This window comes from Shinella sp. HZN7 (assembly GCF_001652565.1).
In the GTDB taxonomy this organism is placed as follows: domain Bacteria; phylum Pseudomonadota; class Alphaproteobacteria; order Rhizobiales; family Rhizobiaceae; genus Shinella; species Shinella granuli.
In genome coordinates, this window is record NZ_CP015736.1 from 3,569,135 (window position 1) to 3,593,810 (window position 24,676).

Annotated in this window: 22 protein-coding genes; 9 read left to right on the plus strand and 13 right to left on the minus strand. The window is 65.6% G+C overall.

Features of this window, described 5'->3' with window-relative positions; all coding sequences use genetic code 11:
- The 5 genes from shn_RS17180 to shn_RS17200 form a co-directional block, all read right to left on the minus strand.
- On the minus strand, positions 1–1,044 hold the full coding sequence (locus shn_RS17180; RefSeq protein WP_064331500.1) for an NAD(P)-dependent alcohol dehydrogenase: 1,044 nt from the start codon (positions 1,042–1,044) through the stop codon (positions 1–3).
- Positions 1,045–1,061: 17 nt separating this feature from the next.
- A complete protein-coding gene (locus shn_RS17185) occupies positions 1,062–1,874 on the minus strand; it encodes a carbohydrate ABC transporter permease (protein WP_064331501.1) in 813 nt (270 codons plus the stop codon).
- Positions 1,871–2,734 carry a carbohydrate ABC transporter permease gene (locus shn_RS17190; RefSeq protein ID WP_064331502.1) on the minus strand — a complete coding sequence of 288 codons (864 nt, stop codon included), beginning with the start codon at positions 2,732–2,734 and terminating at the stop codon, positions 1,871–1,873. The genes shn_RS17185 and shn_RS17190 overlap by 4 nt, the downstream gene beginning before the upstream one ends.
- A 66-nt stretch (positions 2,735–2,800) precedes the next feature.
- Entirely contained in the window at positions 2,801–4,078 is a 1,278-nt protein-coding gene (locus tag shn_RS17195) for a sugar ABC transporter substrate-binding protein (protein ID WP_084438110.1), read from the minus strand.
- 201 nt (positions 4,079–4,279) lie between these two features.
- Complete coding sequence (locus tag shn_RS17200; protein WP_064331503.1) at positions 4,280–5,224, minus strand: AraC family transcriptional regulator; 945 nt, start codon at positions 5,222–5,224, stop codon at positions 4,280–4,282.
- A 410-nt stretch (positions 5,225–5,634) separates the two neighbouring features.
- Between shn_RS17200 and shn_RS17205 the strand changes: the two genes are divergently transcribed.
- From shn_RS17205 to shn_RS17240, 8 genes are all read left to right on the plus strand, one after another.
- Positions 5,635–6,327, plus strand: a complete 693-nt coding sequence (locus shn_RS17205; protein ID WP_064331504.1) for a GntR family transcriptional regulator — start codon at positions 5,635–5,637, stop codon at positions 6,325–6,327.
- The gene (locus shn_RS17210) at positions 6,324–7,184 is read left to right on the plus strand and encodes an ABC transporter permease (protein ID WP_084438112.1); all 861 of its coding nucleotides are present in this window, start codon (positions 6,324–6,326) and stop codon (positions 7,182–7,184) included. The genes shn_RS17205 and shn_RS17210 overlap by 4 nt, the downstream gene beginning before the upstream one ends.
- Positions 7,181–7,969 (plus strand): ABC transporter permease, encoded by a 789-nt coding sequence (locus tag shn_RS17215; RefSeq protein ID WP_064331505.1) that lies wholly within the window; start codon positions 7,181–7,183, stop codon positions 7,967–7,969. Before shn_RS17210 ends, shn_RS17215 begins: the two co-directional genes overlap by 4 nt.
- A gap of 27 nt (positions 7,970–7,996) precedes the next feature.
- Complete coding sequence (locus shn_RS17220) at positions 7,997–9,025, plus strand: PotD/PotF family extracellular solute-binding protein (RefSeq protein ID WP_064331506.1); 1,029 nt, start codon at positions 7,997–7,999, stop codon at positions 9,023–9,025.
- A gap of 66 nt (positions 9,026–9,091) precedes the next feature.
- Positions 9,092–10,216 carry an ABC transporter ATP-binding protein gene (locus shn_RS17225; protein ID WP_064331507.1) on the plus strand — a complete coding sequence of 375 codons (1,125 nt, stop codon included), beginning with the start codon at positions 9,092–9,094 and terminating at the stop codon, positions 10,214–10,216.
- Between the two features lie 14 nt (positions 10,217–10,230).
- Complete coding sequence (locus shn_RS17230) at positions 10,231–10,926, plus strand: RraA family protein (protein ID WP_064331508.1); 696 nt, start codon at positions 10,231–10,233, stop codon at positions 10,924–10,926.
- Positions 10,919–11,641 (plus strand): HpcH/HpaI aldolase/citrate lyase family protein, encoded by a 723-nt coding sequence (locus tag shn_RS17235; RefSeq protein ID WP_245337314.1) that lies wholly within the window; start codon positions 10,919–10,921, stop codon positions 11,639–11,641. Before shn_RS17230 ends, shn_RS17235 begins: the two co-directional genes overlap by 8 nt.
- A gap of 27 nt (positions 11,642–11,668) precedes the next feature.
- Entirely contained in the window at positions 11,669–13,285 is a 1,617-nt protein-coding gene (locus tag shn_RS17240) for a 5-guanidino-2-oxopentanoate decarboxylase (RefSeq protein WP_064331509.1), read from the plus strand.
- 85 nt (positions 13,286–13,370) lie between these two features.
- Here shn_RS17240 and shn_RS17245 read toward each other — a convergent pair whose 3' ends face one another.
- The 6 genes from shn_RS17245 to shn_RS17270 all read right to left on the minus strand — a co-directional run bounded on the left by shn_RS17245 (position 13,371) and on the right by shn_RS17270 (position 20,125).
- A complete protein-coding gene (locus shn_RS17245) occupies positions 13,371–14,228 on the minus strand; it encodes an ABC transporter permease (protein WP_064331510.1) in 858 nt (285 codons plus the stop codon).
- Between the two features lie 2 nt (positions 14,229–14,230).
- A complete protein-coding gene (locus shn_RS17250) occupies positions 14,231–15,100 on the minus strand; it encodes an ABC transporter permease (protein ID WP_064331511.1) in 870 nt (289 codons plus the stop codon).
- A 5-nt stretch (positions 15,101–15,105) separates the two neighbouring features.
- A complete protein-coding gene (locus tag shn_RS17255) occupies positions 15,106–16,179 on the minus strand; it encodes an ABC transporter ATP-binding protein (RefSeq protein WP_064331512.1) in 1,074 nt (357 codons plus the stop codon).
- 94 nt (positions 16,180–16,273) lie between these two features.
- Positions 16,274–17,350, minus strand: coding sequence for an extracellular solute-binding protein (locus tag shn_RS17260; protein ID WP_064331513.1), 1,077 nt, complete (start codon positions 17,348–17,350; stop codon positions 16,274–16,276).
- A 182-nt stretch (positions 17,351–17,532) separates the two neighbouring features.
- Positions 17,533–19,020 carry an aldehyde dehydrogenase family protein gene (locus tag shn_RS17265; RefSeq protein WP_064331514.1) on the minus strand — a complete coding sequence of 496 codons (1,488 nt, stop codon included), beginning with the start codon at positions 19,018–19,020 and terminating at the stop codon, positions 17,533–17,535.
- Between the two features lies 1 nt (position 19,021).
- Positions 19,022–20,125 (minus strand): mandelate racemase/muconate lactonizing enzyme family protein, encoded by a 1,104-nt coding sequence (locus shn_RS17270; protein ID WP_064331515.1) that lies wholly within the window; start codon positions 20,123–20,125, stop codon positions 19,022–19,024.
- A 160-nt stretch (positions 20,126–20,285) separates the two neighbouring features.
- Between shn_RS17270 and shn_RS17275 the strand changes: the two genes are divergently transcribed.
- A complete protein-coding gene (locus shn_RS17275) occupies positions 20,286–21,806 on the plus strand; it encodes a PLP-dependent aminotransferase family protein (protein ID WP_064331516.1) in 1,521 nt (506 codons plus the stop codon).
- 14 nt (positions 21,807–21,820) lie between these two features.
- Here the strand turns inward: shn_RS17275 and shn_RS17280 are convergent, their stop codons facing one another.
- Positions 21,821–23,437 (minus strand): GMC family oxidoreductase, encoded by a 1,617-nt coding sequence (locus tag shn_RS17280; RefSeq protein ID WP_064331517.1) that lies wholly within the window; start codon positions 23,435–23,437, stop codon positions 21,821–21,823.
- A 398-nt stretch (positions 23,438–23,835) separates the two neighbouring features.
- Positions 23,836–24,675, minus strand: coding sequence for a phosphonate ABC transporter, permease protein PhnE (gene phnE / locus shn_RS17285; protein WP_064331518.1), 840 nt, complete (start codon positions 24,673–24,675; stop codon positions 23,836–23,838).
- Position 24,676 lies beyond the last annotated feature (1 nt).

The following is a 24,676-nucleotide window of genomic DNA, read 5'->3' on the forward strand; positions in this document are numbered from 1 at the left end:
TCAGTTCTCCCCCTGCACGCGGATTTGCAGCTTCACGTCGGTCGGCCGCGCTTCGGCCGCCCGTTCGAAGGCCGCGACGCTTTCGCCAAAGGCATAGGTGCCCGTGATCAAGGGCTTCAGGTCGACCTTGCCGGACGCTATGAGTTCAAGGGCGCGGTCGAAGACATTGGCGTAGCGGAAGACCGTTTCGACGCGCACCTCCTTGGAGATGGCACCCGGGACGTCGAAACGCACCGCATCGACCGGCAGGCCGACCAGCACGACGGCGCCGCCCGGCCGCACGAGATCGAAGAGCCCCTCGAAGGCCCTGGCGCTGCCGCTGGCCTCGAAGACGACGTCGGCGCCCCATCCCCCTGTTGCCGCGGCTATGGCTCCAGCAAAGGTGGCCTCGCCGACATTGACCGGCTCGATGCCCGGATAGGCGGCCGCGATCGCCAGCTTCTCGGCGGAAAAATCCGAGATGAGGACCCGGCTGCACCCGCCGGCGAGCGCTGCAAGCGCCACCATGATGCCGATGGGGCCGGCGCCGATGACCGCGGCGACATCGCCCGGCACGATGCGGGCGCGGGCGGCCGCCTGCATGCCGATGGCAAACGGCTCGACCATCGCGCCTTCCGCGAAGGAGACATTGTCCGGCAGGCGATAGGTGAAGGCGGCGGGGTGTACGACATAGGGGGCAAGAACCCCATGCACCGGCGGCGTCGCCCAGAAGCGCACGGCCGGATCGACATTGTAGAGGCCGAGCTTGGACGCGCGGGAGGAAAGGTCGGGGACGCCGGGCTCCATGCAGACCCGGTCGCCGACCGAGAGGGAGCGGACATTCTCGCCGACCGCGACGATGGTGCCCGCAGCCTCATGGCCCAGCACCATGGGCGCGCGCACCACATAGGCACCGATCGCGCCATGGGTATAGTAATGCACGTCGCTGCCGCAGACGCCGACCGTATGGATGGCGATCTTCACATCCTCAGGCCCGACGGAAAGCGGGAGATCGATGTCGCGAAGGGCAAGCACGCCCTTCTCTTCGAGAACCAAGGCTTGCATGGGAGAATGTCCTGTCATCAATTGCTCTTGCGCCGGAACGCATTGTTGAGGAGGCCGCTGAGGATCCCGATAAGCAGGAGCGGCGGAATGGAGAGCAGCACGACCGAGGCATTGAGGATGCCCCAGGGCACGTCACGGCCGAGCTGGGTGAGCTCCGAGGCGACGATCGGCAACGTCTTGGCGTCCGAGGTCGTCAGCATCAGCGCGATCAGAAACTCGTTCCAGACCAGCACGAAGGCAAAGGCGACGGCGCCGATGAGCGAGCGCGAGGCGATCGGAAGGGCGACGCGCAGGAAGACCGCATAGGGGCCGTAGCCATCGACACGCGCCGCTTCCTCGACCTCCTTCGGAACACGGGCGAAGGCCGGCACGCCGAGCCAGATGATGGTCGCCAGCGTCAACAAGGTATAGGTGACGATCAACGAAAACCGCGTGTCGTAGAAACCGAGGTCGAGCCAGATCACCATGAGCGGGATCGCGACCGCGACCGGCGGCAGGAAGCGCAGCGACAGCACGAAGAACTGGATGTCGGCGGACCAGCGGTTCGGGTAGCGCGCGATCGCATAGGCCGCCGGCAGGCCGAGCAGCGCGCCGATCAGCACCGATCCGCCGGCAGCGAGCAGCGAATTGACGAGACCCGCCGCAACGCTCTCCCGTCCCAGCACATAGGCGAAATTGTCGAGCGTCGGCGTGAAGAGGAAGAGCGGCGTGGGGGTGACGATATCCACCCGGTTCTTGAAGGCATTGATCGCCGTCCAGACCATGGGGAAGACCGCGGAAAAGGCCGCAAGATAGAGAATGGACTTGCCGAGGAAACGGGAGACAGTCATGGCTTCACCCTCTTCCAGATCACCGTGAAGATCACGGTCGTCGCCAGCATCATCAGAACCGCCATGCTGGAAGCGTAGGAGATGCGGCCCGACTCGATGAAGCCCTGAGAGAAGGCGTACATGTCGAGCGTTTCCGTCGCGATGCCCGGCCCCCCGCGGGTCATGACATAGATGAGGTCGAAAGCGCGCAGGGACTCGATCATCTTGATGAAGGTGAGCGAGATCAGCGGGGCCTTCAGCATGGGCAGGGCGACATAGGCGTAGATCTCCCAGCGGCGCGCATGGTCGAGCCGTGCGGCCTCGAAGGGCTGTGGCGGCAGGGTTTCGAGCAGTTTGAGCACGATGACCGCGAAGAACAGGCCCCATTGCCAGACATCGACCAGCGCGACCGTCATCAGCGCCGTGGCGGGACTCGACAGCACGTCGAGCGGCTGGCCGGTGATCATCTTGTAGGGATAGGTGATGATCCCGTAGAGTGGATGGAAGGCGAATTTCCAGACGAAGGCGGCCGACACGCGCGGCAGGATGACCGGCACCAGGAAGACCAGCGTCAGCACCGCCCGCTGGCGCATCGAGGCGAATTCGAAGAGCAGGATGCCGAGCACGATCGCAACGAGGAGCGTCAAGGTGACCGTTATGACCTCCCATGTCAGCGACACGCCCACCGCATTGATGAAGCGGCGGTCGGAGAAGAGGTCGATATAGTTGGCCAGGCCGACGAAGCTGCCGTCGGGGCGGCTGAGCTCGCGGTTGCGGAAGGAAATGTAGATGGCATAGGCGGTCGGCACGAAGGCGAGCACCGCCAGGATGGCGAGCGGCGGCGCCAGGAAGACGGCCGGCAGGCTGGTTCTTGGTTTCATGGATGTTTCCCCGGGATCGCGCGGCCGCCGTCTCGGAAGGCGAAATCGGCCGCGCGGCTCAAAGGTTTACTGGCTGCGGGCGACGAGGTCCTTGGCGAAGCCTTCGAGTTCGGCAAGGCCTTCCTTGATGTCGGAGCGCGAGCCGGTGATCAGTTCTTCCAGGATGATGCCCCAGCGGTCGCCGAGATCCGGCCAGAGCGCGCTCTGCCAGAAATTGACCGCCGTGACCTTGCCGGTGTCGGCAAGCGCCTGACCGAGGTCCGGACCATAGAGCTTGGCGAAAGCATCGCTCGCCATGATGCTGGTGCGGTTCAGCTCACCGAACTGATTGGCTTCAAGGCGCCGCTGCTCATTCTCCTTCGACGTCGCCCAGGCGATGAAAAGGCCGGCGCAGGCCTTGGATGCCTCGTCCGGATTGGCCTTGGTGCCGATGGCAAGGCCATGGCCGTAGCCGCCGCCCGTCAGCGGCGTCGGGGGCGGCAGGTAACCGACCTTGCCGACGACCTGCGAGGTCTTCGGATCGATCGCGAGGCCAGCGAGCGGCGTCGATTCGATCAGGATGGCGACCTGGCCGGAGAGGAATGCGCCCGTCGATTCATCCCAGCTGCCGGTCTGCGTGCCGGGCGCGGAATATTTGAAGAGATCGAGATAGGTCTCCGTCGCCTTGACGGACGCCTCGCCGTTGAAGACGGGCGTATTGCCGTCGAACCATTCCCCGCCAAGGCCCTTGAAGTAGGGCATCCAGCGCCAGACATTGGCGCCCGAACCGCGCTGGCCGCGCAGCGCAATGCCGTAAACGCCCTTGTCCGGCTGGTGCAGCTTCTGGACGGCATCCTTCAGTTCATCGAGCGTCGTCGGGGGCTTGATACCCGCAGCGTCCAGGAGGTCCTTGCGGTAGACCATCAGGTCGCCGCCGCCCGTGACGGGCGCGAACCAGGCCTTGCCGTCATAGGTCGCGACCTTCTGGCGACCGGGATCGAAGTCGGCATAGTCGTATTCGGCGGGATAATAGTCGGAAAGCGGCGCCACCCAGCCGGAGGAAGCAAAGAGCGCCACGTTCGCTTCGTCGACATAGTACACGTTGTATTTGCCGATGGTGGAGGCATCGGCCTTGGTCTTGGCGCGCCGGTCGTTCTCGTTGAGATAGTCGATCTCGAAGGATGCGCCGCCGGAGAGTTTCTTGAACTCGTCCTTGTGCCCTTCCAGAAGCGTCAGGCCGTCGCGCGGCTGGGCGAGAACGCGGATCGTGCCGGAGCACTCCGCAGCCAGCGCGATCGACGAGACCGAGCCGGCAAGAAGGCATGCATAGGCGATGCTCGAAGCGAGCGTCTTCACGGATTTCATGGATGAACCTCCCCTAAGGATCCGGTGGTCGGCGCGGCTCGACCTCCTCGTGCCGGCGCCAATCTGTCAGCGAATATCTTCGCTGGTGCTGATACTAGCGAAGGGAGACGGGGGAACTAGCGCGCCTGATGCAGCGATTCTATACTTTAATGCGGAATATTATGCTGCAGTGCGAAAATTCTGCATGGTTTTCGCAAGGTTTCATCGGCTTGCAGCAGGATCGTCACGCATGGCCCGGCGATGGGGAGCCAAGCGCCGATAGGCCGAGGGCGTCATGCGGTGCTGGCGCAGAAAGGTGCGGTTGAAATTGGAAATGTTCATGTAGCCGACCTCGAAGCAGATGTCGGTGATCGGCATGTCGCTTTCCGCCAGAAGCTTGCAGGCCTGCCAGATGCGCAGCTTGTTGACGTGATCGGTGAAGGTATTTCCGGTGTTCTTCTTGAAGAAACGGGAAAAGGCGCTCTCGCTCATGCCGGCAAGGTCCGCGACATCCGCAAGCCGGATATCGGTTGCGAAGTTGCGGTAGATGAAGACGAGGGCGCGCTGGAGGGCGTCGAGCGTTTCGGCATCGAGCTTCGGCGAATATTCCGGTGAGGAGAGAATGTCGTATTCACTGGACGCGCCGAGCAGGTCGAGCAGTTGAAGGAAGAGGGCAAAACGCGCGACGCCTTTCTCCGTCCCCATGCGCTCGACGAGCTCGGCGCCTTTGACCAGCGTCTCGCCATGGAAGACGAGGCCGCGCTGGGCGCGGGAGAAGAAATCCTCCAGTTGGGCGAATTCCGGGATCAGCCGCGTCGCCTCGCGAATCCGGTCGGGGTGGAACTGGAGCACGATATCCCGCCCTTCGATCACCTCGCCCGGCGCCGTCATCGTCACCCAGTCATGCGGCAGGTCGCTGCCGATAACCGTGAGATAGGTCGCCGAAAAGGCGCCGATATAGTCGCCGACAAAGGCAATGCCTGCCCCCTTGCGGATCAGGTGGATCTCGAACTCCGGATGAAAATTCCAGACATTGCGTTCCCAGGGATAGTCATCGAGCCGCCAGAGAAAGCTCTCGTCGATGCCCGTGATGATGTGCTCGAAGGTTGGCGGGCTTGAGGAAAACGGGCCGGGTCTTGGATCTGCGCCGCTCTTGGGTTCGCGCATCCTGGTGAGAGTGGCCACGTTCTGCTCCGGCGGTGTTGGGCTCCATGGAGAGCACGAGCGGGCTGCCGTCTGGACCCAGACGCCCCGGCCGCGCTTTCCACTCCCATTGTGACGTCAAACAGGAGCCGGGACAATCGGCGCCAGCCGGTCGATGGCTCTTCGATCGCGCGGAAGCCCAGTCGTCGCCGGCACCGAAAACCAGCCTACGCGACGACACCTCGGCTGCTGGACGCCGAAGGACCAGGCCCTCAGCCGATGCCCGATGGACGCCATCCCGAAATCCCGGCCATCCCGAGTTCTCCGGGGCGATCCAGCTTGCCGCTTTTTCACGGTCGACGCGCTTCGTGAAGATCCGTTGACAGAAAATATTTAGTCGATATCTTAAAAATATATTTTTGGAGTACCAAGCCTTGCAGCCCTTCTCCGCCAAGAAAATGCGCCTCAGCGACGTCGCCTATCACGGGCTGCGCACCGCCATCATCAAGGCGGAACTCTTGCCGGGTTCGCCGATCGACGAGAAGGAATGCATGGAGCGGCTCTCGGTCGGCCGCACGCCGCTGCGCGAAGCCCTGCAGCGGCTGGCGCAGGAGGACCTGCTGCTCGCGGTGCCCCAGCGCGGCTATTTCGTCTCCTCCACCTCGGCCACCGATTTCTTCCAGCTCCAGGAATTCCGCCTCCAGGCCGAAGTCTGGGCCGCGCGCCTCGCGGCAACGCGCATCAGCGACGCCCAGCTCGACCGCCTCGCCGCGCTGATCGAGGAGGCACGCGCCGGCGTCGAAGCGAAGCGCATGGAGATCGAATGGCATCTCGGCATCGACGAGGAGATGCACAAGCTGATCGCCGAGGCCTCCGGCAACACCTATCTCGCGCAGGCGCTGACCCGCCTCTATGCCCTTTCGGTGCGCAGCCTCTATGTCTCGCGCATGCCGGTGGCGCTGCTCTTCGAGGACCTGAAGGACATGGTCGTCATCCACGAGGCCCTGGCAAGCCGCGACCCCGACAAGGCCGAGGCCGCGATGCAGGCGCACCTTTCCGTCAGCGCGACGAACCTCATCCGGCCGGTGGAGCCAGCGCGCCACGCGCGCGTGGAGACACGCAAATGACCGCCGCGCGCCGGGGCAACCTCGTGACGCTGGCGCTTCTCGCCCCGTCCCTCCTCAGCGCGATCCTTCTCCTGGTCATCCCGATCCTGATCGTCATCGCCTTCTCCTTCGCCGAGCAGGACACCTATGGCAGCGCGAAATTCGGCTTCACGCTGACGAGCTACCGCGAACTCTTCCAGTCGATCTATCTGCCGATCTTCGTCAATTCGCTCCAGCTCGCCGCCGTCTCCACGCTCGTCTGCCTGCTGGTCGGCTACCCCATCGCCTATTTCATCGCGCTGAGAGCCGGCCGCTACGCCGGTATCCTGCTCGCGCTGCTCCTCATTCCCTTCTGGATCGACTTCATCGTGCGCATGTCGGCCTGGATGGTGCTGCTCGGCCGCAACGGCACGATCAACAGCGCGCTGCTCGGCCTCGGCTTCATCGAACAGCCGATCCGCATGATCGGCACCTATCCGGCCGTGCTCGTCGGCATGCTCTACGCCTTCCTGCCGACGACGGTGCTGCCGATCCACGCCGCGCTGAACGGCCTCGACAGGCGCCTTCTGGAAGCGGCCGACGACCTCGGCGCGACGCCGCTGCAATCCTTCTGGCGGGTGACCTTCCCGCTCTCGCTGCCCGGCGTCATGGCGGCGATCCTCTTCGTCTTCGTGCCGGCCATGGGCGTCTATGCCATCCCGGTGCTGCTCGGCGGCGGCAAGAGCATCATTCTCGGCAACCTCATCGTCCAGCTCTTCCTCGATTTCCGCAACATCCCGCTCGGCGCCGCCGTCTCCGTCGTGCTGCTCGCCATCTCCTCGGTCATCATCGTCTGCTACATGCGCGTATTGCGCTCGGTCGAGGAGGCGCGGGCATGAGGAAGGTTCTTTCGCTCTACGTGCCCGTCGCCGCGCTTGTCGGCTACATCTTCCTCTTTGCCCCGCTGCTGGTGCTGGTGATCTACGCCTTCAATGCCGGCCGCTCGACGGTGATCTGGGAGGGGTTTTCGCTCGCCTGGTTCGCCGAGGCATTCCGGGACCGCGGCCTTCGCGCCGGCCTGCAGGTCAGCGTCATCGTCGCGTTCGCCTCGGCGGCGCTTGCAACCGCCGTCGGCACCAGCGCGGCGCTCGCCGTGGTCAAGCGTCCCTTCGCAGGCAAGAACCTGTTCTCGACGCTGGTCATCGCCCCGCTCGTGCTGCCGGAAATCGTGCTTGCTGTCGGCCTGCTCGTCGCGACGGTCTGGACCGGCGTTCCGCTCGGCTATGGCACGCTGATCGCCGGGCATGTCCTCGTGTCGATCCCGTTCAGCTTCCTCATCGTGCGCGCCGCCGCCTCGGGCCTCGATCCGCGCCTCGACGAGGCGGCCGCCGATCTCGGCGCGAACGGGCGGCAGGTTTTCCTGCGCGTGACGCTACCGCTGCTGGCACCCGCCATTCTCTCCGCCTTCCTGCTCTGCGCGGTGATTTCCTTCGACAATTTCGTCGTCTCGACCTTCGTCTCCGGCGTTGGCTCCACGCCGCTGCCGATCCAGATCTACGCCATGCTGAAGACCGGCCTCACGCCGAAGATCAACGCGCTCGGCGCGATGCTGATCGCCGTCAACGTGCTCGTCATCCTGATCGTCATGGGACGCTATCTCAAGACGGTCCGCAAACCATCATAACCACCAACCAAAATGGGGAATGCGACAATGAAAAACTGGAGAACCCTTTTCACCTCGGTCAGCCTGATCGCCTTCGCATCGGGCGCCTCGGCCGCCGAACTCAACATCTATGCCTGGTCCGGCGAAGTGCCGCAGGAGATCGTCGACGATTTTGCGAAGGAGACCGGCATCACCGTGACCTTCGACACCTACGATTCCAACGAAACGATGATGGCCAAGCTTTCGGCCGGCGCCAGCGGCTACGACCTGATCGAGCCGAGCCAGTACACCGTGCAGGTGCTCGCCAAGCAGGGCCTGCTGAAGGAACTCGACCACACGAAAATCCCCAATCTCGGCAATCTCGGCGCCCCGTTCAGGGAGGTCTCCTTCGACCCCGGCCAGAAATGGTCCGTACCCTATATCTGGGGCACAACCGGCTTTGCCTATAACGAAGACTGCGTGAAGACGCCGCCGACGAGCTGGAAGGCGCTGTGGGACCCGCAGTACGAAGGCCGCATCTACATGCTCGACAACATGCTGGCCGCCTACATTGCCGGCCTGCAGGTCAACGGCTTCAAGGCCGGCACCACCAACGCGGAAGAGATCGAGAAGGCGACCCAGTCGCTGATCGAGCAGAAGAAGGTGCTCGGCGGCTACAACAGCACGAATTTCGGCGACCTCGTCGCCTCGGGCGAAGCCTGCATCGTGCAGGGCTGGAACGGCTCGATCGCCCAGGTGATGGCGACGAACCCGAACGTCAAATACGTCATTCCGGATGAAGGCGGCTCGATGTGGATCGATGGCTTCGCCATTCCGGCATCGGCGAAGAACGTCGAGGAAGCCTACAAGTTCATCGACTATATCATGCGGCCGGAGGTCGCCGCCAAGGCGGCGGACCTGTCGAAATCGGCGACCGTCATCGACGAGGCCAAGGCGCTGCTGCCGAAGGAGGTGGCGGAGAACGCCGCGATCTATCCGCCGGAGGACAAGCTGATGAAGGCCGACTTCATCCTCGACGTGGGGGATGCGACGAAACTCTACCAGGACGGCTGGACCAAGGTGAAGACCGCCCAGTAACGCGCTTTCGGCGGCCGGAAGCCGATCTCCGGCCGCCCCTCCTTTCCATCGCGAGTTTCGAACGATATGCCGCCTGACACCACGACAGGGACGGCCGGCGCGAGCCGTGCCGCCATCGAACTGATCGATATCCGAAAAGCCTTCGGCGCCGCCGGCGGCGAGACGACCTATGCCGTCGACCGGATGAACCTCACCATCAAGGCGGGCGAGTTCTTCACCTTCCTCGGCCCCTCCGGCTGCGGCAAGACGACGACGCTGCGCATGATCGCCGGCTTCGAGGAGCCGACCTCCGGCCGCCTGCTGCTCGACGGCAAGGAGGTGACCGGCGTTCCCGCCCACCAGCGCAACGTCAACACCGTGTTCCAGAGCTATGCGCTCTTCCCGCATCTTACCGTCAGCGAGAATGTCGGCTTCGGCCTTTCGGTGAAGGGCGTTGCAAAGGACGAGATCCGCCAGCGCGTGCAGGCCGCGCTCGAAAGCGTGCACATGGGCCACGCCGTCGACCGCAAGCCCTCGGCTCTGTCAGGCGGCCAGCAACAGCGCGTGGCGCTCGCCCGCGCGCTGATCAACCGCCCCTCCGTCCTGCTGCTCGACGAACCCTTCGGTGCGCTCGATCTCAAGCTTCGGCGGGAGATGCAGATGGAGGTGAAGGAGATGCAGCGCAAGCTCGGCATCACCTTCATCTTCGTCACCCATGACCAGGAGGAGGCGTTGACCATGTCGGACCGCATCGCGGTGATGAACAACGGCACCGTCCAGCAGGTCGGCGGCCCGGCCGATATCTATGAGCGCCCCGCCAACCGTTTCACCGCCGGCTTCATCGGCGACATGAACCTCATCGATGCGCGTGTTCTCGGCCGCAGCGACGATCGCCTCACCGTGGAGGCCGCTGGCGGCCGGTTCGAGATGCCCTGCACCCTGCCCGTGCAAGCCGGCGATCCCTGCACGCTCGCCATCCGCCCGGAGGCGCTGCACTTCGTCGAGGGCGAGGCCGGCGGGACGATCCGCTTTGCCGGCACGGTCAGCGGGGCTGTCTATATCGGCACCGACACCGTCTACGGCCTGACGCTTGCCGACGGCACCCGCCTGCACGCCCGCCTTCGCAACGGCGACGGCCGCCCGACCCCGCAGACCGGAGAGCCCGGCACGCTCGCCTGCGAGCCGGCCGCCATCAGACTTCTCACGCAATAGGACATTTCCATATCATGTCGATCAAATCCTACCGGATCGCCGATCCCGCGCCGCAACTCGACGCCAACCTGCTCGCCCGCTTCGCCCGCGTCGAGGCGGCGACCGTCGGCCACTATCTGCACGACCGTTTCATGCGCAACGACCTGCGCCCGCTGATCGACGGCGTGCGCGTCGCCGGCACCGCCCAGACCGTCTCGATCCCCGGCCCCGATTCCACCCTGCTCTACCACGCGATGGACCGGGTGCGGCCGGGCGACATCCTCGTCATCGACCGGGCCGGCGACGAGCGTCATGCCGCCTGGGGCGGGTTCATGGCGGCGGTCGCCAGGGAACGCGGCCTTGCCGGCGTCATCGTCGACGGCATGATCACCGATCCCGCCGCCATCCGCGAGGCGGGCGTGCCGACCTGGGCGCGCGGCGTCTCGCCCATCACCACGAAGCTGCTCAATCTCGGCGGGGGCTGCAACATCCCCGTCTCCTGCGGCGGCGTCACCGTCAATCCGGGCGATGCGATCCTCGCCGACGATTGCGGCATCCTCGTCCTGCCGCCCGCCGAAGTGGCGGGCATCTCCGACATCGCGCTCGCCGACCAGGAGGACGAGGGAAGCTGGGTGGCGCGCATCCGCACTGGGGCAAAATTACAGGATCTCGTCGATATCGCCGCCATGATCGCCGAGCGGCAGAAGAAGGATGGAGCCGCCCATGGCTGATACGCTGAACAACCTCGCCGTCTGGCTCTCCACCCCGCACCAGGCGATGATCGAGATCGCCCATGACATCGGCTATCGCCATGTCGTGCTGGATATCGAGCACGGCCTGTTCGACCTCGAAGCGCTGGATCGCATCATCGCGCTCGGCAAGGCGCTCGGCATGACCATGCACGCCAAGGTGCTGGGGCCGGAGGCGATCCCGATCCAGCAGGCGCTCGACATGGGCGCCGACAGCGTCATCATCCCCCATATCGGCGATGTCGCGCACGCCCTCCGCGTCACCGCCTCGGCCAAGTACCCGACGCTCGGCACGCGCAGTTTCTCCGGCACGCGCCCTGCCCGCTACGGCGGCGTGAAGCCCGACTACTACGACAACGAAAACGCCAAGACGCGCTGCTACCCGATGATCGAATCCGCCGCCGCGCTGAAAGACGTCGAGGCGATCCTCGCGCTGCCGACCGTCGACGGCCTCTTCGTCGGCCCGAGCGACCTCTCGCTCGATTCCGGCCGCGGCGCCTATCGCAACACGGATGCCGACAAGGCGGACCTCAAGAAGATCGCCGGGGCCGCCGCGAAAGCCGGCAAACCCTGGATCATGCCCGCCTGGTCGCGCACCGAGCGGGCCTTCGCGCAAGATCTCGGCGCGAGCCTGATGGTCGTCGCCGACGAATACGGCTCGATCTGGATGGGCCTCGAAGACGCCGCCAAACCCTGACACCGATTTTTCCGAACGGATCCTTCCATGAACGAGACCATTTCCTGCGGCAGCCGCCTGATGCAGATTTTGAAGGCCTACGGCGTCGACACCGTCTTCGGCATGCCTGGCGTGCACACGCTCGAAGCCTATCGCGGCATGGACGCTGCCGGCATCCGGCATGTCGGCGTGCGCCACGAACAGGGCGCCGGCTTCATGGCAGACGGCTATGCCCGCATGTCCGGCAAGCCGGGCGTCTGCGTGCTGATATCGGGCCCCGGCGTCACCAATGCCGCAACGCCCATCGGCCAGGCCTATTCCGACAGCGTGCCGATGCTGGTCATCACATCGGTCGCCGCCAACAAGGACCTCGGCATGGGCCGTGGCATGCTGCACGAGATCACCGACCAGTCCGCCGTCACCCGTCCCCTCACCGCCTTCTCCGAGACGGCCACCAGCCCCGACCAGGTGCGCGAATACATCGCCCGCGCCTTCGCCCTCTTCGAAAGCGGCCGCCCGCGTCCCGTCCACCTCTCCATCCCGCTCGACGTCTTCAAGGCGCCCGACGACAAGCCGGCGAACCGGCGCAGCACCGCCCGCCGCCGCGCGCCGGACGTGGCACAGGTCGAGGCCGCCGCCGCGATCCTCAACGCCGCCAGGCGGCCGGTGATCCTTGCCGGCGGCGGCGCGGTCCCGGCCGCCGCCGAAGTCAAGGCGCTCGCGGAAACGATCGGCGCGGCCGTCATTCCGACCATCGCGGCCAAGGGCATCCTGCCCGACGACCACCCGCTCGCCCTTGAGGTGACGGTCGACCGCGGCGCCACCCAGGCCTTCGTGCACGATGCGGACGCCGTGCTGCTCGTCGGCACCGAGCTGGCCGAACCCGATATCTGGCTCGACGGCCCGCTGCCGATGCGCGGAAAAATCATCCGCATCGACATCGACCCGGCAACCCTGGTGCGCGACTACGACGTCGATGTCGCCATGGAGGCGGATTCGAGACTCGCGCTCTCGGCGATCGCCGAAAGGCTCGCCCAGGCCGAAGGCTTCAGGAGTTCCAACGCCATCGCCGAACTGCGCGCCGCCGAACGCAGCGCCCTAACGCCGCTCGAACAGAAACACGTCCGCGTGCTCGACAGCCTGCGCAACGCCATCCCCGACGACGGCGTGGTCTATACCGACATGACGCAGCTCGCCTATACCGGCTATGCCTTCTACCGCAGCGCCCTGCCCCGCACCTGGCATTTCCCGGCCGGCTTCGGTACGCTCGGTTATGCGCTCCCGGCGGCGATCGGCGGCAAGATCGCAAGCCCCGAGACGCCGGTCGCCGTCATCGTCGGCGACGGCGGGTTCCAGTTCACGCTCCAGGAACTCGGCACCGCAGTGGAGAACAAGCTGCCGCTCGCCATCATCCTGTGGAACAACGACAGCCTCGCCCAGATCCGCGACGGCATGATCGCCCGCGACATCCCGACAATCGGCGTCAACCAGCACAATCCGGATTTCGTCAAGCTCGCCGAAGCCTATGGCTGCCGCACCGCCCAGCCGGGCAGTTTTGCCGAGCTGGAAGCCGCGGTAAAGGCCGCCTTCGCCGCGGATGGCCCAACGGTCATCCATCTCCGCGAAAACGCACCGTTCCTGGAGGCCGGCCAATCCGTCGAGTGACAGGACGGCGCTTTGCAAACAAACCAGGAATCAGGGCTGCAGCATAACCGACCCTGCGCCGCAAATGGGTGGCCCGGGGTGCGGCTCACTCCTTCCCGCGCTGAACCACCACGCTGAGCAGTGCCAGCGCTCCGGAGCCCACCATCAGGAAGAACGAGACGGCGTTCAGCACCGGCGTCGAGCCGACCTTCACCATGCGGTCGTACATGGTGATGGTCAGCGGCGCGTCGGAGCCGACCAGCATCAGCGTCGTGTTGAAGTTCTCGAAGGAGACGAGGAAGGCGACGACGAAGGCGGAGAAGAGCGCGGGCATCAGATAGGGCAGCGTCACCGTCATCAGCACGCGCAGCCGCGTCGCGCCGAGATTGAGCGCGGCTTCCTCCAGCGAGATGTCGAATTTGCGCAGGCGCGCGGCGATGACCAGCGAGGTGATGGTCGTCAGGAACGAGAACTGGCCGAGGATGACGAGGAAGAGACCGGGACGCAGGAAGTCCCATTCGATGCCGAAGGTTTCTTCGAGGCCGTTGGCGATCATGCTGGCGAAGACGAGGATCGAGATGCCGAGGATGACGCCGGGAATGACCAGCGGCACGATCATCAGGATGTAGAAGAAATTCTTCGCCGGGAACTGCTTGCGCTCGAAGAGGAAGGCGTTGCAGGTGCCCGCGGCGACGGCGAGCGCCGAGACGATGACGCCGATATAGAGCGAATTCTGCAGGCCGCGCAGCAGGCGCCGATCATGGAACATGCCGATCTTCGGCTCGGTGCTGCTGAAGAACCAGTCGAGCGTGAAGCCGTTCCAGGGCAGCGCCGGGAACATGGAATCGTTGAAGGCGAACATGCCGGCGGCAAAGAGCGGGGCGGCGAGATACAACAGGAACGCCAGCATGTAGCCGCGATAGAGCCATTGCAGGAAAGGCGATTGCGGGGCCGCGACGTTCATGGTCAGTCCTTTGCGACGGTGGAGGCGAGGCTCTGGCCGGTGAGCCGCAGGCCGAACCAGACGACGAACGAGGTGAAGACGAGCAGCAGCACGCCGAAGGTCGCACCCGATTCCCAGTTGTAGCGCGTCACGAACTGTTCGTAGATCTGCTCGGTGAACCACATGCTGTTCTTGCCGCCGAGCAGGATGGGCGTGAGGTAGCTGCCCGCCGTCAGCATGAAGACGATGATGCAGCCGGCGACGATGCCCGGCATGGCATAGGGCACGACGATGCGGCGGAAGACGGTGAAGCGGCTGCCGCCGAGATTGTAGCCCGCCTCGATCAGCGAATTGTCCATGCCGTCAAGCGTGGAGACGAGCGGCACGATCATGAAGAGCACGACCGTGTAGACGAGGCCCATGACGACGGTGGCGTCATTGTAGAGCAGTTCGACCGGGCCGCTGACGAGGCCGATCTTCTGCAGAAAGCTGGAGACGAGACCGGTTTCGCGCAGGATGACGATCCAGCCGAAGGCCCGCACGAGATCGCTCACCCAGAGCGGGATGAGGCACATCAGGAAGAGCGCGGCGCGCGAGCGGCGATGGGCGATCTTGGCGATGTAATAGGCGACGGGAAAACCGACAGCGAGCGCCATGGCCGTCACCAGGATCGACATCCAGGCGGTGCGCAGCAGCGTGTTCCAGTAGATCGGCTCCGAGAGGAAGGCGATGTAGTTCGCAAAGCCGAACGTATATTCACCCGGCCCCACCTTCTCGCGTAGCGAGATATAGCCGATACCGAGCTGCGGCAGGATGATCAGCAGCGCGATCCACAGCGCGAAGGGGGCGAAGAGCAGGATGAGCGAAAGTTTTCCGATATCGGTGCGCGCCATCGCCCTCACCCCGCAATGGAGAGGGCGCGGCCGTGGCTCCGGCTCCAGCCGATCTCGACCGTTTCGCCGGGCGCAATGCTGACCGAACCGTCCATCACCGCCTGGCCGACCTCGACGAGGTGGCCATTCGCCATGCGCACGAGGATGCGGCTGCTCGCGCCGTTGAACAGCAGGCTTTCGACGGTGCCGCCGAGCGTGTTCTCGCTGCCGGCGCCGATCGAGATGACCTCCGGGCGCACGAAAAGCTCGACCGGCCCGCCGGCCGCGATGCGCTCGTCCCCGGCGAGCGCGATCGCCTCGCCGCCGCCGTCGATCGCCACGCGCACCTTGCCGTCCGAGACCGAGAGGACGCGGCCGGGCCAGCGGTTGCTGTCGCCGACGAAGCCGGCGACGAAACCGGTCTTCGGATTGTTGTAGAGGTCCTGCGGCGCGCCGATCTGCTCGAATTCGCCGGCATTCATGACCGCCACATTGTCGGACATCAAAAGCGCCTCCGACTGGTCGTGTGTGATGTAGAGGAAGGTCGTCTCGAACTGATGCTGGAGCTGCTTGAGCTCGATCTTCATGCGCTCGCGCAGTTTCAGGTCGAGCGCGCCGAGCGGCTCGTCGAGCAGCAGCACGTCCGGTTCGAGCACCATGCAGCGGGCGATCGCGATGCGCTGCTTCTGACCGCCGGAGAGCTGGGAGACCTGCTTTTCCGCCGTGCCGGGCAGGCCGACGCGGTCGAGCACCGTCGCCACCTTGCGGGCGATGTCAGCCCTGTTCTCGCCGCGGCAGCGCAGGCCATAGGCGATGTTCTCGCCGACATTCATCATCGGGAAGAGCGCGAGATGCTGGAACACCATCTTGACGGGGCGCTTGTTCGGCGGCGTCGAAAGCACGGACCGGCCCTTGATGCGGATGTCGCCGCTCGTCGGCGTCTCGAAGCCGGCGATCATGCGCATCAGCGTGGTCTTGCCGCAGCCGGAAGGGCCGAGGATCGAGAAGAAGGATCCGCGCGGGACATCGAAGGACACGCTGTCGACGGCAGTATAGGCGCCGAACCGCTTGCTCAGGCTTTCGCATTGAAGATCGTGCATGGAGTGCTCATTGCTCGCGGCGCGCTTTTGCGGCCATCTGGAAAGCAGCCGGCCAAGGACGCCCTCGGCCGGCCGGAACTGCCCTGGAGGGCGATCAGTTGGACGTCGCGGCCTTGATGCGCTCCAGCGCCTTGCCTTCCATGTCCTCCAGCCCCGCCGGGATATTGGCGAAGAACTTGAGGTTGGCGAGGTCCTGCTCGTCGAAGGCGGCCTTGACGGCGGCCTTCTTGTCGTCCGGCAGGAGATCGATGCCGTTGCTGACCGCGGCGATGGCGCCGGTGGAATCCGACATCAGCTTGACGATCTCGGGCTTCATGACGAAGTTGATCCACTTGTAGGCCGCATCGTCCGCCTCGCCCTTGCGCGGGATGACGAAGGTGTCGATCCAGGCGAGCGCACCGGTTTCCGGCGGCACATAGACGAGGTTCCTGTTCTCGCCATAGAGCTTGAAGGCCGTGGAATCCCAGGCCTCCGAGACGACCACCTCACCGGAGAGCAGCAGCGTCGAAAGGTCGTCGCCGCCGTTCCAGTAGGTCTTGACGTTGTCCTTGCAGGCGATCAGCTTTTCCGTCACCTCGTCGAGCATCGTCTGGTAGGCCGCCTTGTCGCCATAGAGCGCGAACGGGTCCTTGCCGAGCGAGAAGGCCGTGCCGAGCAGGATGGTGCGGCGCAGGCGCATCGAGGTGCGGCCCTTGTAGTCCGGATTGCAGAGGTCGCCCCAGCCCTTGACGTTCGGCGCCTTGGAAATGTCGGCGACGATGCCGGACGTACCCCACTGATGCGGCACGGCATAGAGGTTGCCATCGATGGTCGCATTGGCCTTCACGCCGTCGAGCAGGTTCGGCGCCAGGTTCGCCGTCTCGATCTTCGAGAGGTCGAGCGGCTTGTAGATGTTGTATTCCTGTTGGGCCGCGAAGATGCGGTCATGGCTCGGCTGGGCGAGGTCGTAGCCCGCGCCGCCGGTCGCCCGGAGCTTTGCGACCATCTCCTCGTTGTTGGACAGCGTCACCTCGACGGTGATGTCGGGATTCGCCTCCTCGAAGAGCTTGATGACGTTGTCCGGCGCATAACCGCCCCAGGTGAGCAGGCGCAGGGTCTCGGCCTGCGCCGCATTGCCTGCCATGAACAGGGCAAGCGCCGTCGTCGCGGCGAGCGCGAATGTCGTTTTCATGCTGTTCTCCTCTTCCGTTTGGCTGTTGCAAGTCGCCGTTTTTCCGGCGTTCTTTCCCATGGAGGGCCATCTCGCTCCCGTCGATGACGCTCTGTTCCCGATTTCTAGCCGCTGGCATCAAAGGACGAGATTGGCTTCCCCGAAAGGTCCATTATCTCCTTGCCGTAAGACCATTATGACGATCAGCCGATCTTCGCCGTCAGGCTTTTCGTGCGCGTGTAGCTGCACAGCGCCGCAAAGCCCTTCTCGCGGCCGAAGCCGGACAGCTTGTTGCCGCCGAAGGGAACCTCGATGCCGCCGGCGAAATATTCGTTGATGTAGACCTGGCCGGCGTCGATATCGCGCGCCATGCGGTGGGCACGGCCGAAATCGCTTGTGTAGATGCCGGCGACGAGGCCGAAATCGGTGCCGTTCGCCACCGCCACGGCCTCCTCCTCGCCGTCGACGACCTGCACGGAGAGAACGGGGCCGAAAATCTCCTCCTGGATGACGGGATCGTCCGCCGTCACCGCGTCGAGGATCGTCGGCTGGAAGAACCAGCCGGCGCCGCTCTGCGGGTCCGTCGCCCTTCGGCCGCCGGCGGCGATGGTGACGCCGCGCGCACGCGCGCCCTCGACATAGCCGGCCACCTTGTCGAGATGCGCGGCGGAGGAGAGCGCGCCGACCTGCGGGCGGCGCAGACCATGGCCGAGCCTGAGGCTGGCCGCACGTTTGGCGAGACGCTCGACCAGTTCGGCATGCACCCCGCGCTCGACGACGAGGCGCGAACCGGCGGAGCAGATCTGCCCGGCATTCTCGTAGATCGCACCGAGCACGCCCTCCACGGCGGCGTCCATGTCCGCATCGGCCATGACGACGACCGGCGACTTGCCGCCGAGTTCGAGCACGACGCTGGTGACGTTCGCAGCGGCCGACTGCATTACGCGGATGCCCGTCGGCACGGAGCCGGTGAAGGTGACGTGGCGGACATCCGGATGCGCGACCAGCGGCCCGCCCGCTTCCGCGCCCGTGCCGGTGACGACATTGCAGACACCGGCCGGAAGGCCCGCGCGGGCGAGAATATCGGCCAGCATCAACGCCGTCAGCGGCGTCTGCTCGGCGGGCTTGGCGACCACGGTGCAGCCGGCGGCGAGCGCCGGCGCGATGCTGCGGGCGGCCGTCGAGAGCGGGTAGTTCCAGGGAATGACATGGGCGGTGACGCCGACCGGTTCCTCGATGGAATAGCCGATGTAGTCGACACCAAGCGGAAAGGTGTCGCCCTGGATCTTGTCGGCGGCGCCGGCGTAATATTCGAAGCAGCGCGCGGCGCCCGCAACGTCGCCTTCCGCCTCCTGCAGGGCCTTGCCGCTGTCGAGGCTTTCCACCACGGCAAGCCGCGCCGCCTCCGCCCGGATGAGTTCGGCCACGCGCAGGAGGATCGCGCCGCGGGCGCTCGCCTTGGTGCGCCCCCAGGCGCGCTGGGCTTGGCGGGCGGCGGCGACCGCCCGGTCCACATCGCCGGCATCGCCGGCGGCGAAGGCGTGGTAGGAGCGGGCGGCGCCGGGGTCAAACGTCTCCATCGTGCGGCCGCCCGAAGCAGCAACGAACGTGCCGTCGATGAAATGTCCCGACGGCAGGCCGGAAAGCGTGCCGCTGGCAAAATATTCGCCGACGAGGGTTTCGGTGCTCATCTCAATTCGCCTCGCTCATCTGGTAGCTGGAACGCGCCAGCCATTCCGGATCGATCTCCACGCCCCAGCCGGGTTCCTCGGTCACGGTCGCCTTGCCATCGACGATGGCATAGGGCGACTTGCGGAAGAGGCCGTCCTGCCATGGATAGTAATCCTCGCCCTCGATCGAGAATTCGAGGTATTTGCCGCCGTTCGGGATGGCGCGCAGCAGATGCATGGTGAAAAGCGTCACCATGGAGAGATTGGCGGCGTGCGGCGTCACCGGCAGGCCGGCGGCCTCGGCCATGCGCACCACGCGCAGCGTCCGGCTGATGCCGCCGAGATAGCAGATGTCGGGCTGCACGATGTCGACGGCCCGCATCTCGATCATGCGCCGCCAGGTGGCGAGATCACAATCCTGCTCGCCGCCGGTGACGTCGATGTCGAGCGCCTCGGTCACCTGCTTCGTCTGTTCGAGCTGCCAATAGGGGCACGGCTCTTCATAGTGCACGAGGCCGTTGTCCTGCATGATACGGCCGACCTCGATGGCGCGGGCCGGGGAATAGCAGGAATTGGCATCGGCCAGCAGATCGGCCCCCTCCCCGACGGCCCGGGCGATCGTCGGGATGATCTCTTCCGTCCGGCCCGGCCATTCGTCTTCATTGCGCCCGCATTCCGCGCCGACGCGGAACTTGAAGGCATCGAAACCGTATTCGCCGCGCAGCCGCCTGAACCGCTCGGCCTCGTCGGCCGGCGTGATGTCGCGCTTCATCGAGGAGGCGTAGGCGCGCAGCGGACCCGCCGAGCCGCCGAGCAGTGCGGCAACCGGCTTGCCGGCCTTCTTGCCGCGCAGGTCCCAGATCGCCGTGTCGAGGCCGCACATCGCTCGGTAGAGGTAGGAGCCCGGAAACTTGTGCTCGCGCTCGAAGATGCGGTCGAGATGGTCATCGAGATCGACGATCTCGGTTCCGAGCGAATAGGGCGCGACCTGGCGGTGCAGCACCTCGGACGTGATGTCGGAATGGTAGGCCGAGACCTGGCCCCAGCCGGTCGCGCCGGTCTCGTCGGTGATGCGGACGAAGCCGACATGGCGATTGCAGAAGGTCTCGATGCGTTTGATCTTCATGGCGGTCCGGTCTGTCCTCTGGCGAAGGCGTCTGGCGAGCAATGAGCCCTTGACGCCGCGAACTGGTCCGACAATCATCGGAAAATCTTCGAGCGAGAAGGTCCACTTTGCTTTTCGTAGCGGACCACTATTGCGGCGGGACGACAGGCCGGAGGGCGAGATGGTAAAATATCCGGGCGGCGCGCTGCTGCCCACGCTGCAGTTCGACCGCAGTTCCCGTACGCCGATCAGCGCCCAGCTCTGCTCGGCGCTGCGCGACATGATTCTTTCCGGAAGGCTCCAGCCCGGCGAGCGCCTGCCTTCCAGCCGCACGCTGGCGAAGGATCACAGCGTCTCGCGCACCACGGCCATCAGCGTCTACGAGCAGCTCGCCGCCGAAGGGCTGATCCGCTCCAGCATCGGCGCCGGGGCCTATGTCACGGACACCCTGCGCGACGGTCGGCCAGCCAGGACCCCGGAAAGCCCGGCCGGAGACGAGATCCGCAGCCCGCCGCGCCTTGCCCAGCTCAGCGCGGACGCCTCCGAGCACTATTTTCCCCGCCTCGCCCATCCGGAAAACCCGCGGCCCTTCATCACCGGTATCCCGGCCTTCGACGAGTTCCCGATGGCGCTTTGGGCGAGCATGGTCGCGCGCTACTGGCGCCAGCCGCGCAACCTCCTGCTCGGCTATCCGCCGGCCGAGGGCCTGACGGAGCTGCGCCGCGCCGTCGCGATGCATCTGCGCGCCAACCGGGGCATCATCTGCGAGCCGGAGCAGGTCTTCATCTTCAATGGCGCTCAGGACGCCTTCAACCGCATCGGCAATACCCTGCTCGATCCCGGCGATGCGGTCTGGATCGAGAACCCCGGCGCGATCGGCGCGCGCAACAGCCTTATTTCCTCGGGCGCGCGGCTGGTGCCGCTCAGCATCGACGAGGAGGGCATCAATGTCGCCGAGGGGCTGGAGATCGCACCGGATTTCCGCCTCGCCTTCGTGACGCCCGCCCACCAGCATCCGCTCGGCGTGACGATGAGCCTGCAGCGCCGCTTCGAGCTGCTGCGCGCCGCCGAACGGGCCGGCGCCTGGATCATCGAGGACGACTATGTCGGCGAGTTCCACTATGCCGGCCACCCGCCACCGACGCTGAAAAGCGTCGATACGTCCGGCCGCGTCATCTATGTCGGCAGTTTCTCGAAAACGCTGTTCGCGGCGCTGCGCCTCGGCTATGTCGTCGCGCCGCCTGGCCTGGTCGATATCTTCTACCGCATCGCCGGGGCGACCCTGCAGGGCTCGCCCGCGAGCCTCCAATCGGTCGTCGCGAGCTTCATCGAATGTGGCCATTTCGCCAGTCATATCCGGCGCATGCGGCGCGTCTACGCCGAGCGGCTTCAGGCGCTGCTGGACGGAGCCTCCCGCCATATGGCCGGCCTGCTGGATGTCGCCCCCACCGAAACGGGCTTCCACACGGTCGGCAGCCTCGCCGAGGGTCTTGACGAACTTGCCGTCGCCCGTCGCGCGGCCGAGCGGAATGTGCTCGTCTCGCCGATCGGCCGCTTCGCCATCACGCCGGTGCGCCAGCGCGGCCTCGTCCTCGGCTTCAGCTCCGCCCCGCCGCGCATGATCGCAAGCGCGGCGGAAACGCTCGGCACGGTCCTGAAGGACATGCGCAAGGCGGAAGGCCGGAGTCGCATCAGCGCCTGAAACGCGCCCGCGTCTCAGCGCGTATCGGCAAGGATGAGGTCGGCCCCCTTTTCGCCCACCATGATGGTCGGTGCGTTGAGGTTTCCCGCGGTGATGCGCGGGAAGACCGAGGCATCGACGACGCGCAGCGCCTCCAGGCCGTGGACGCGCAGGCGCGGATCGACCACGGATGTCGTCGCATCCGGCCCCATGGCGCAGGTGCCGCAGGGGTGGAACACCGAGCCGGAGCGCGAGCGGATGTCGGCGATCAGGTCCTCGTCATCAAGAATCGCGGGGCCTGGGCGAATCTCCTCCTCGATGATCTCGCGCATCGGACCGGTGCGCGAAAGGCGCCGCAGGAAATGCGCGGCTTCCAGCAGTTCCTGCACGTCCTCTTCCGTCGAAAGGTAGTTGGGCTGGATTTCCGGCGCGGCGAAGGGATCGGCGGAGCGGATGGCGAGCTGCCCGCGGCTCGTCGGATGGCAATTGGACACGCCGACCAGGAAGCCGGGAAAGGGATCCGGGCTCATCAGCGCCCGCCGGCCGGGAAGGGCGCGGGTATAGCTGACCGGGGAGAAATAGAGCTGCATGTTCGGGCGCGCGCGCTCCGGGCTGGTGCGGAAGAAGCCGCCGCCCTGGTTCACGCTGAGCGAGAGCGGGCCGCTCCTCGTCAGCACGTAACGCAGCCCTACCCGCAGCCGCCCCAACCAGGGCCGCAGCACGTCGTTGAGCGTCGGCTGCCGACTCCTGTAGAGATGATCGAAGCCGATATGGTCCTGCAGGTTTCGCCCGACAGCCGGCGCGGCATGCACGACATCGATGCCGTGGCGCTTCAAGAGGGCCGGATCGCCGACGCCGGAAAGCTGGAGCAACTGGGGCGTGTTGACCGCCCCCGCGGCCAGGATGACCGCGCACCGCGCGCGAACCTGCCGGGCCTCTCCACCCTGCCTGTATTCGACGCCGACCGCCCGCTTGCCGTCGAACAGCACGCGGGTCGCATGTGCGGCCGTGATCACGCGCAGGTTCGCCCGCCTGCGGGCGGGGGCGAGATAGGCGGTCGCCGTCGAGCAGCGGAAGCCGTTGCGCGTCGTGATCTGGTAGATGCCGATGCCCTCCTGCGTCGCGCCGTTGAAATCCGGATTGCGCGACAGGCCCGCCTCGGCGCCGCCGGCGAGATAGTTCCGGCAGAGCGGATGCACGACCCCCTCGATATTGGTGACGGTCAGCGGCCCGCCTTTCCCGCGCCATTCATCGGCACCGGCGACATTGTTCTCCATGCGCCGGAAGAGCGGCAGGACGTCCTCATAACCCCATCCCGGATTGCCAAGCGCGCGCCAGCCGTCGAAATCCTCGGCCTGCCCGCGGATGAACACCATGGCGTTGATCGAGCTGGACCCGCCGATCACCTTGCCGCGCGGCCAATAGGACTGGCGGCCGTCGAAACCCGGCACCGGCTCCGTCAGGTACTTCCAGTTCAGCCTGTCGTGATAGAAGGCCTTGCCATAGCCGATCGGCATGCGCACCCAGAAGTTCAGGTCGCTGCCGCCGGCCTCCAGCAGCGCCACGCGATGCCGCCCGCCGTCGGAAAGGCGGTTCGCCAGCACGCAGCCCGCCGAGCCCGCACCGACGATCACATAGTCGAATTCATCCATCTGCCGATTCACTCCCCGGGCCCTTCGAGGCTCCCCGTGCCTTGGGGACCCTTCCTATCGTGAACCGGATTCAAGGGCAGTGTCCATTTCGATCAGATTGTCATACCAGTCCGCTCCCCGGCCCGGCCGGTGGTCCACCGCTCCAGCCCTGCACCTGCCCAAAGGCAGCGCAGACCGGCGGATCGAGGCCTGAAAGGCCGGCAGGCAGGCGGCAGACGGGTTCGTGGAGGATGTCGCTTCCCGCATCACGCAAAGGCTGAATGGCAAATCCTGGCCAAGCGCCGCCGATTACAAGCCATCCCCACCGTATACCTGGAGCAGCCAGTCGTTGCTTTCGATCGGGATCACGGCGTGTTCTCGGCTGGATCGGTGTCCTGGTCGCCGAACGGCCACCCCCGTTAGCGCATTCTGGAAATCCGTCGCCGCAGCCATCCGGATCCGATTTCCGCGATCAGAACGAGAGCGATGATCACCAGCAGTATCGCCGCGACGCGGGTAGACTCGAGCTGCTGAGTGGTGCGTTTCAGGTACCAGCCCATGCCGCCGCCGCCGAAGAAGCCGACGACGGTCGCCGCGCGGAAGGCAACGTCCCAAGTGTAGATCGCGATGCCGGTGAAGGCGACACGCACCTGTGGCAAGACCGCATACTGGAAGACCTGCAGCGGACTGGCGCCGACCGAGCGCATCGCATCCACCGGTCCCATGTCGATCGCCTCCAGCTCGTCGGAGAAGAGTTTTCCGGCAAAGCCGATGCAGAAGACGGTGAGCGCGAGCGTGCCGGCCAGCATGCCGAAGCCGAGCACGGTGACGAAGAGGATGGTCCAGATCGTCTCGTGGATCGAGCGGCTGCCCATGATGGCGAAGCGGCCCAAGGGATAGGCGACGCGCCGGCTGATCGTGATGTTGCGCGCGGCAAGCCAGGCGAGCGGGATGGAGAAGACCACGCCGAAGAAACCGCCGAGCAGCGACATTTCCAGCGTGCGGATGACCGATCGGATGAAATCCGCGTCGGAAACATAGTTCAGATCCGGCGGGAAATAGCGGGTGGCGAGGATCTCCGCCAGCCGCGGGAAGGCACCGAGGATGCGCAGGAGATCGACGTTGAGGAAGGCGACGGACCAGGCGAGGAACGTCAGGACGGCCAGCAGCACGGCGAAACGGATAGTCGATTGCGGGTGGCGATAGCGCGACCAGCGGCGCGGCGCGGCGGGGATGGATTGTAGAGATGCGAGTGCCATT

Bases quoted from the DNA above. Each gene is read 5' to 3' on its own strand.
- shn_RS17180 (WP_064331500.1), bottom strand. From the start codon at position 1,044: ATGCAAGCCTTGGTTCTCGAAGAGAAGGGCGTGCTTGCCCTTCGCGAC.
- shn_RS17185 (WP_064331501.1), bottom strand. From the start codon at position 1,874: ATGACTGTCTCCCGTTTCCTCGGCAAGTCCATTCTCTATCTTGCGGCC.
- shn_RS17190 (WP_064331502.1), bottom strand. From the start codon at position 2,734: ATGAAACCAAGAACCAGCCTGCCGGCCGTCTTCCTGGCGCCGCCGCTC.
- shn_RS17195 (WP_084438110.1), bottom strand. From the start codon at position 4,078: ATGAAATCCGTGAAGACGCTCGCTTCGAGCATCGCCTATGCATGCCTT.
- shn_RS17200 (WP_064331503.1), bottom strand. From the start codon at position 5,224: ATGCGCGAACCCAAGAGCGGCGCAGATCCAAGACCCGGCCCGTTTTCC.
- shn_RS17210 (WP_084438112.1), top strand. From the start codon at position 6,324: ATGACCGCCGCGCGCCGGGGCAACCTCGTGACGCTGGCGCTTCTCGCC.
- shn_RS17215 (WP_064331505.1), top strand. From the start codon at position 7,181: ATGAGGAAGGTTCTTTCGCTCTACGTGCCCGTCGCCGCGCTTGTCGGC.
- shn_RS17220 (WP_064331506.1), top strand. From the start codon at position 7,997: ATGAAAAACTGGAGAACCCTTTTCACCTCGGTCAGCCTGATCGCCTTC.
- shn_RS17225 (WP_064331507.1), top strand. From the start codon at position 9,092: ATGCCGCCTGACACCACGACAGGGACGGCCGGCGCGAGCCGTGCCGCC.
- shn_RS17230 (WP_064331508.1), top strand. From the start codon at position 10,231: ATGTCGATCAAATCCTACCGGATCGCCGATCCCGCGCCGCAACTCGAC.
- shn_RS17235 (WP_245337314.1), top strand. From the start codon at position 10,919: ATGGCTGATACGCTGAACAACCTCGCCGTCTGGCTCTCCACCCCGCAC.
- shn_RS17240 (WP_064331509.1), top strand. From the start codon at position 11,669: ATGAACGAGACCATTTCCTGCGGCAGCCGCCTGATGCAGATTTTGAAG.
- shn_RS17245 (WP_064331510.1), bottom strand. From the start codon at position 14,228: ATGAACGTCGCGGCCCCGCAATCGCCTTTCCTGCAATGGCTCTATCGC.
- shn_RS17250 (WP_064331511.1), bottom strand. From the start codon at position 15,100: ATGGCGCGCACCGATATCGGAAAACTTTCGCTCATCCTGCTCTTCGCC.
- shn_RS17255 (WP_064331512.1), bottom strand. From the start codon at position 16,179: ATGCACGATCTTCAATGCGAAAGCCTGAGCAAGCGGTTCGGCGCCTAT.
- shn_RS17260 (WP_064331513.1), bottom strand. From the start codon at position 17,350: ATGAAAACGACATTCGCGCTCGCCGCGACGACGGCGCTTGCCCTGTTC.
- shn_RS17265 (WP_064331514.1), bottom strand. From the start codon at position 19,020: ATGAGCACCGAAACCCTCGTCGGCGAATATTTTGCCAGCGGCACGCTT.
- shn_RS17270 (WP_064331515.1), bottom strand. From the start codon at position 20,125: ATGAAGATCAAACGCATCGAGACCTTCTGCAATCGCCATGTCGGCTTC.
- shn_RS17275 (WP_064331516.1), top strand. From the start codon at position 20,286: ATGGTAAAATATCCGGGCGGCGCGCTGCTGCCCACGCTGCAGTTCGAC.
- shn_RS17280 (WP_064331517.1), bottom strand. From the start codon at position 23,437: ATGGATGAATTCGACTATGTGATCGTCGGTGCGGGCTCGGCGGGCTGC.
- phnE (WP_064331518.1), bottom strand. From the start codon at position 24,675: ATGGCACTCGCATCTCTACAATCCATCCCCGCCGCGCCGCGCCGCTGG.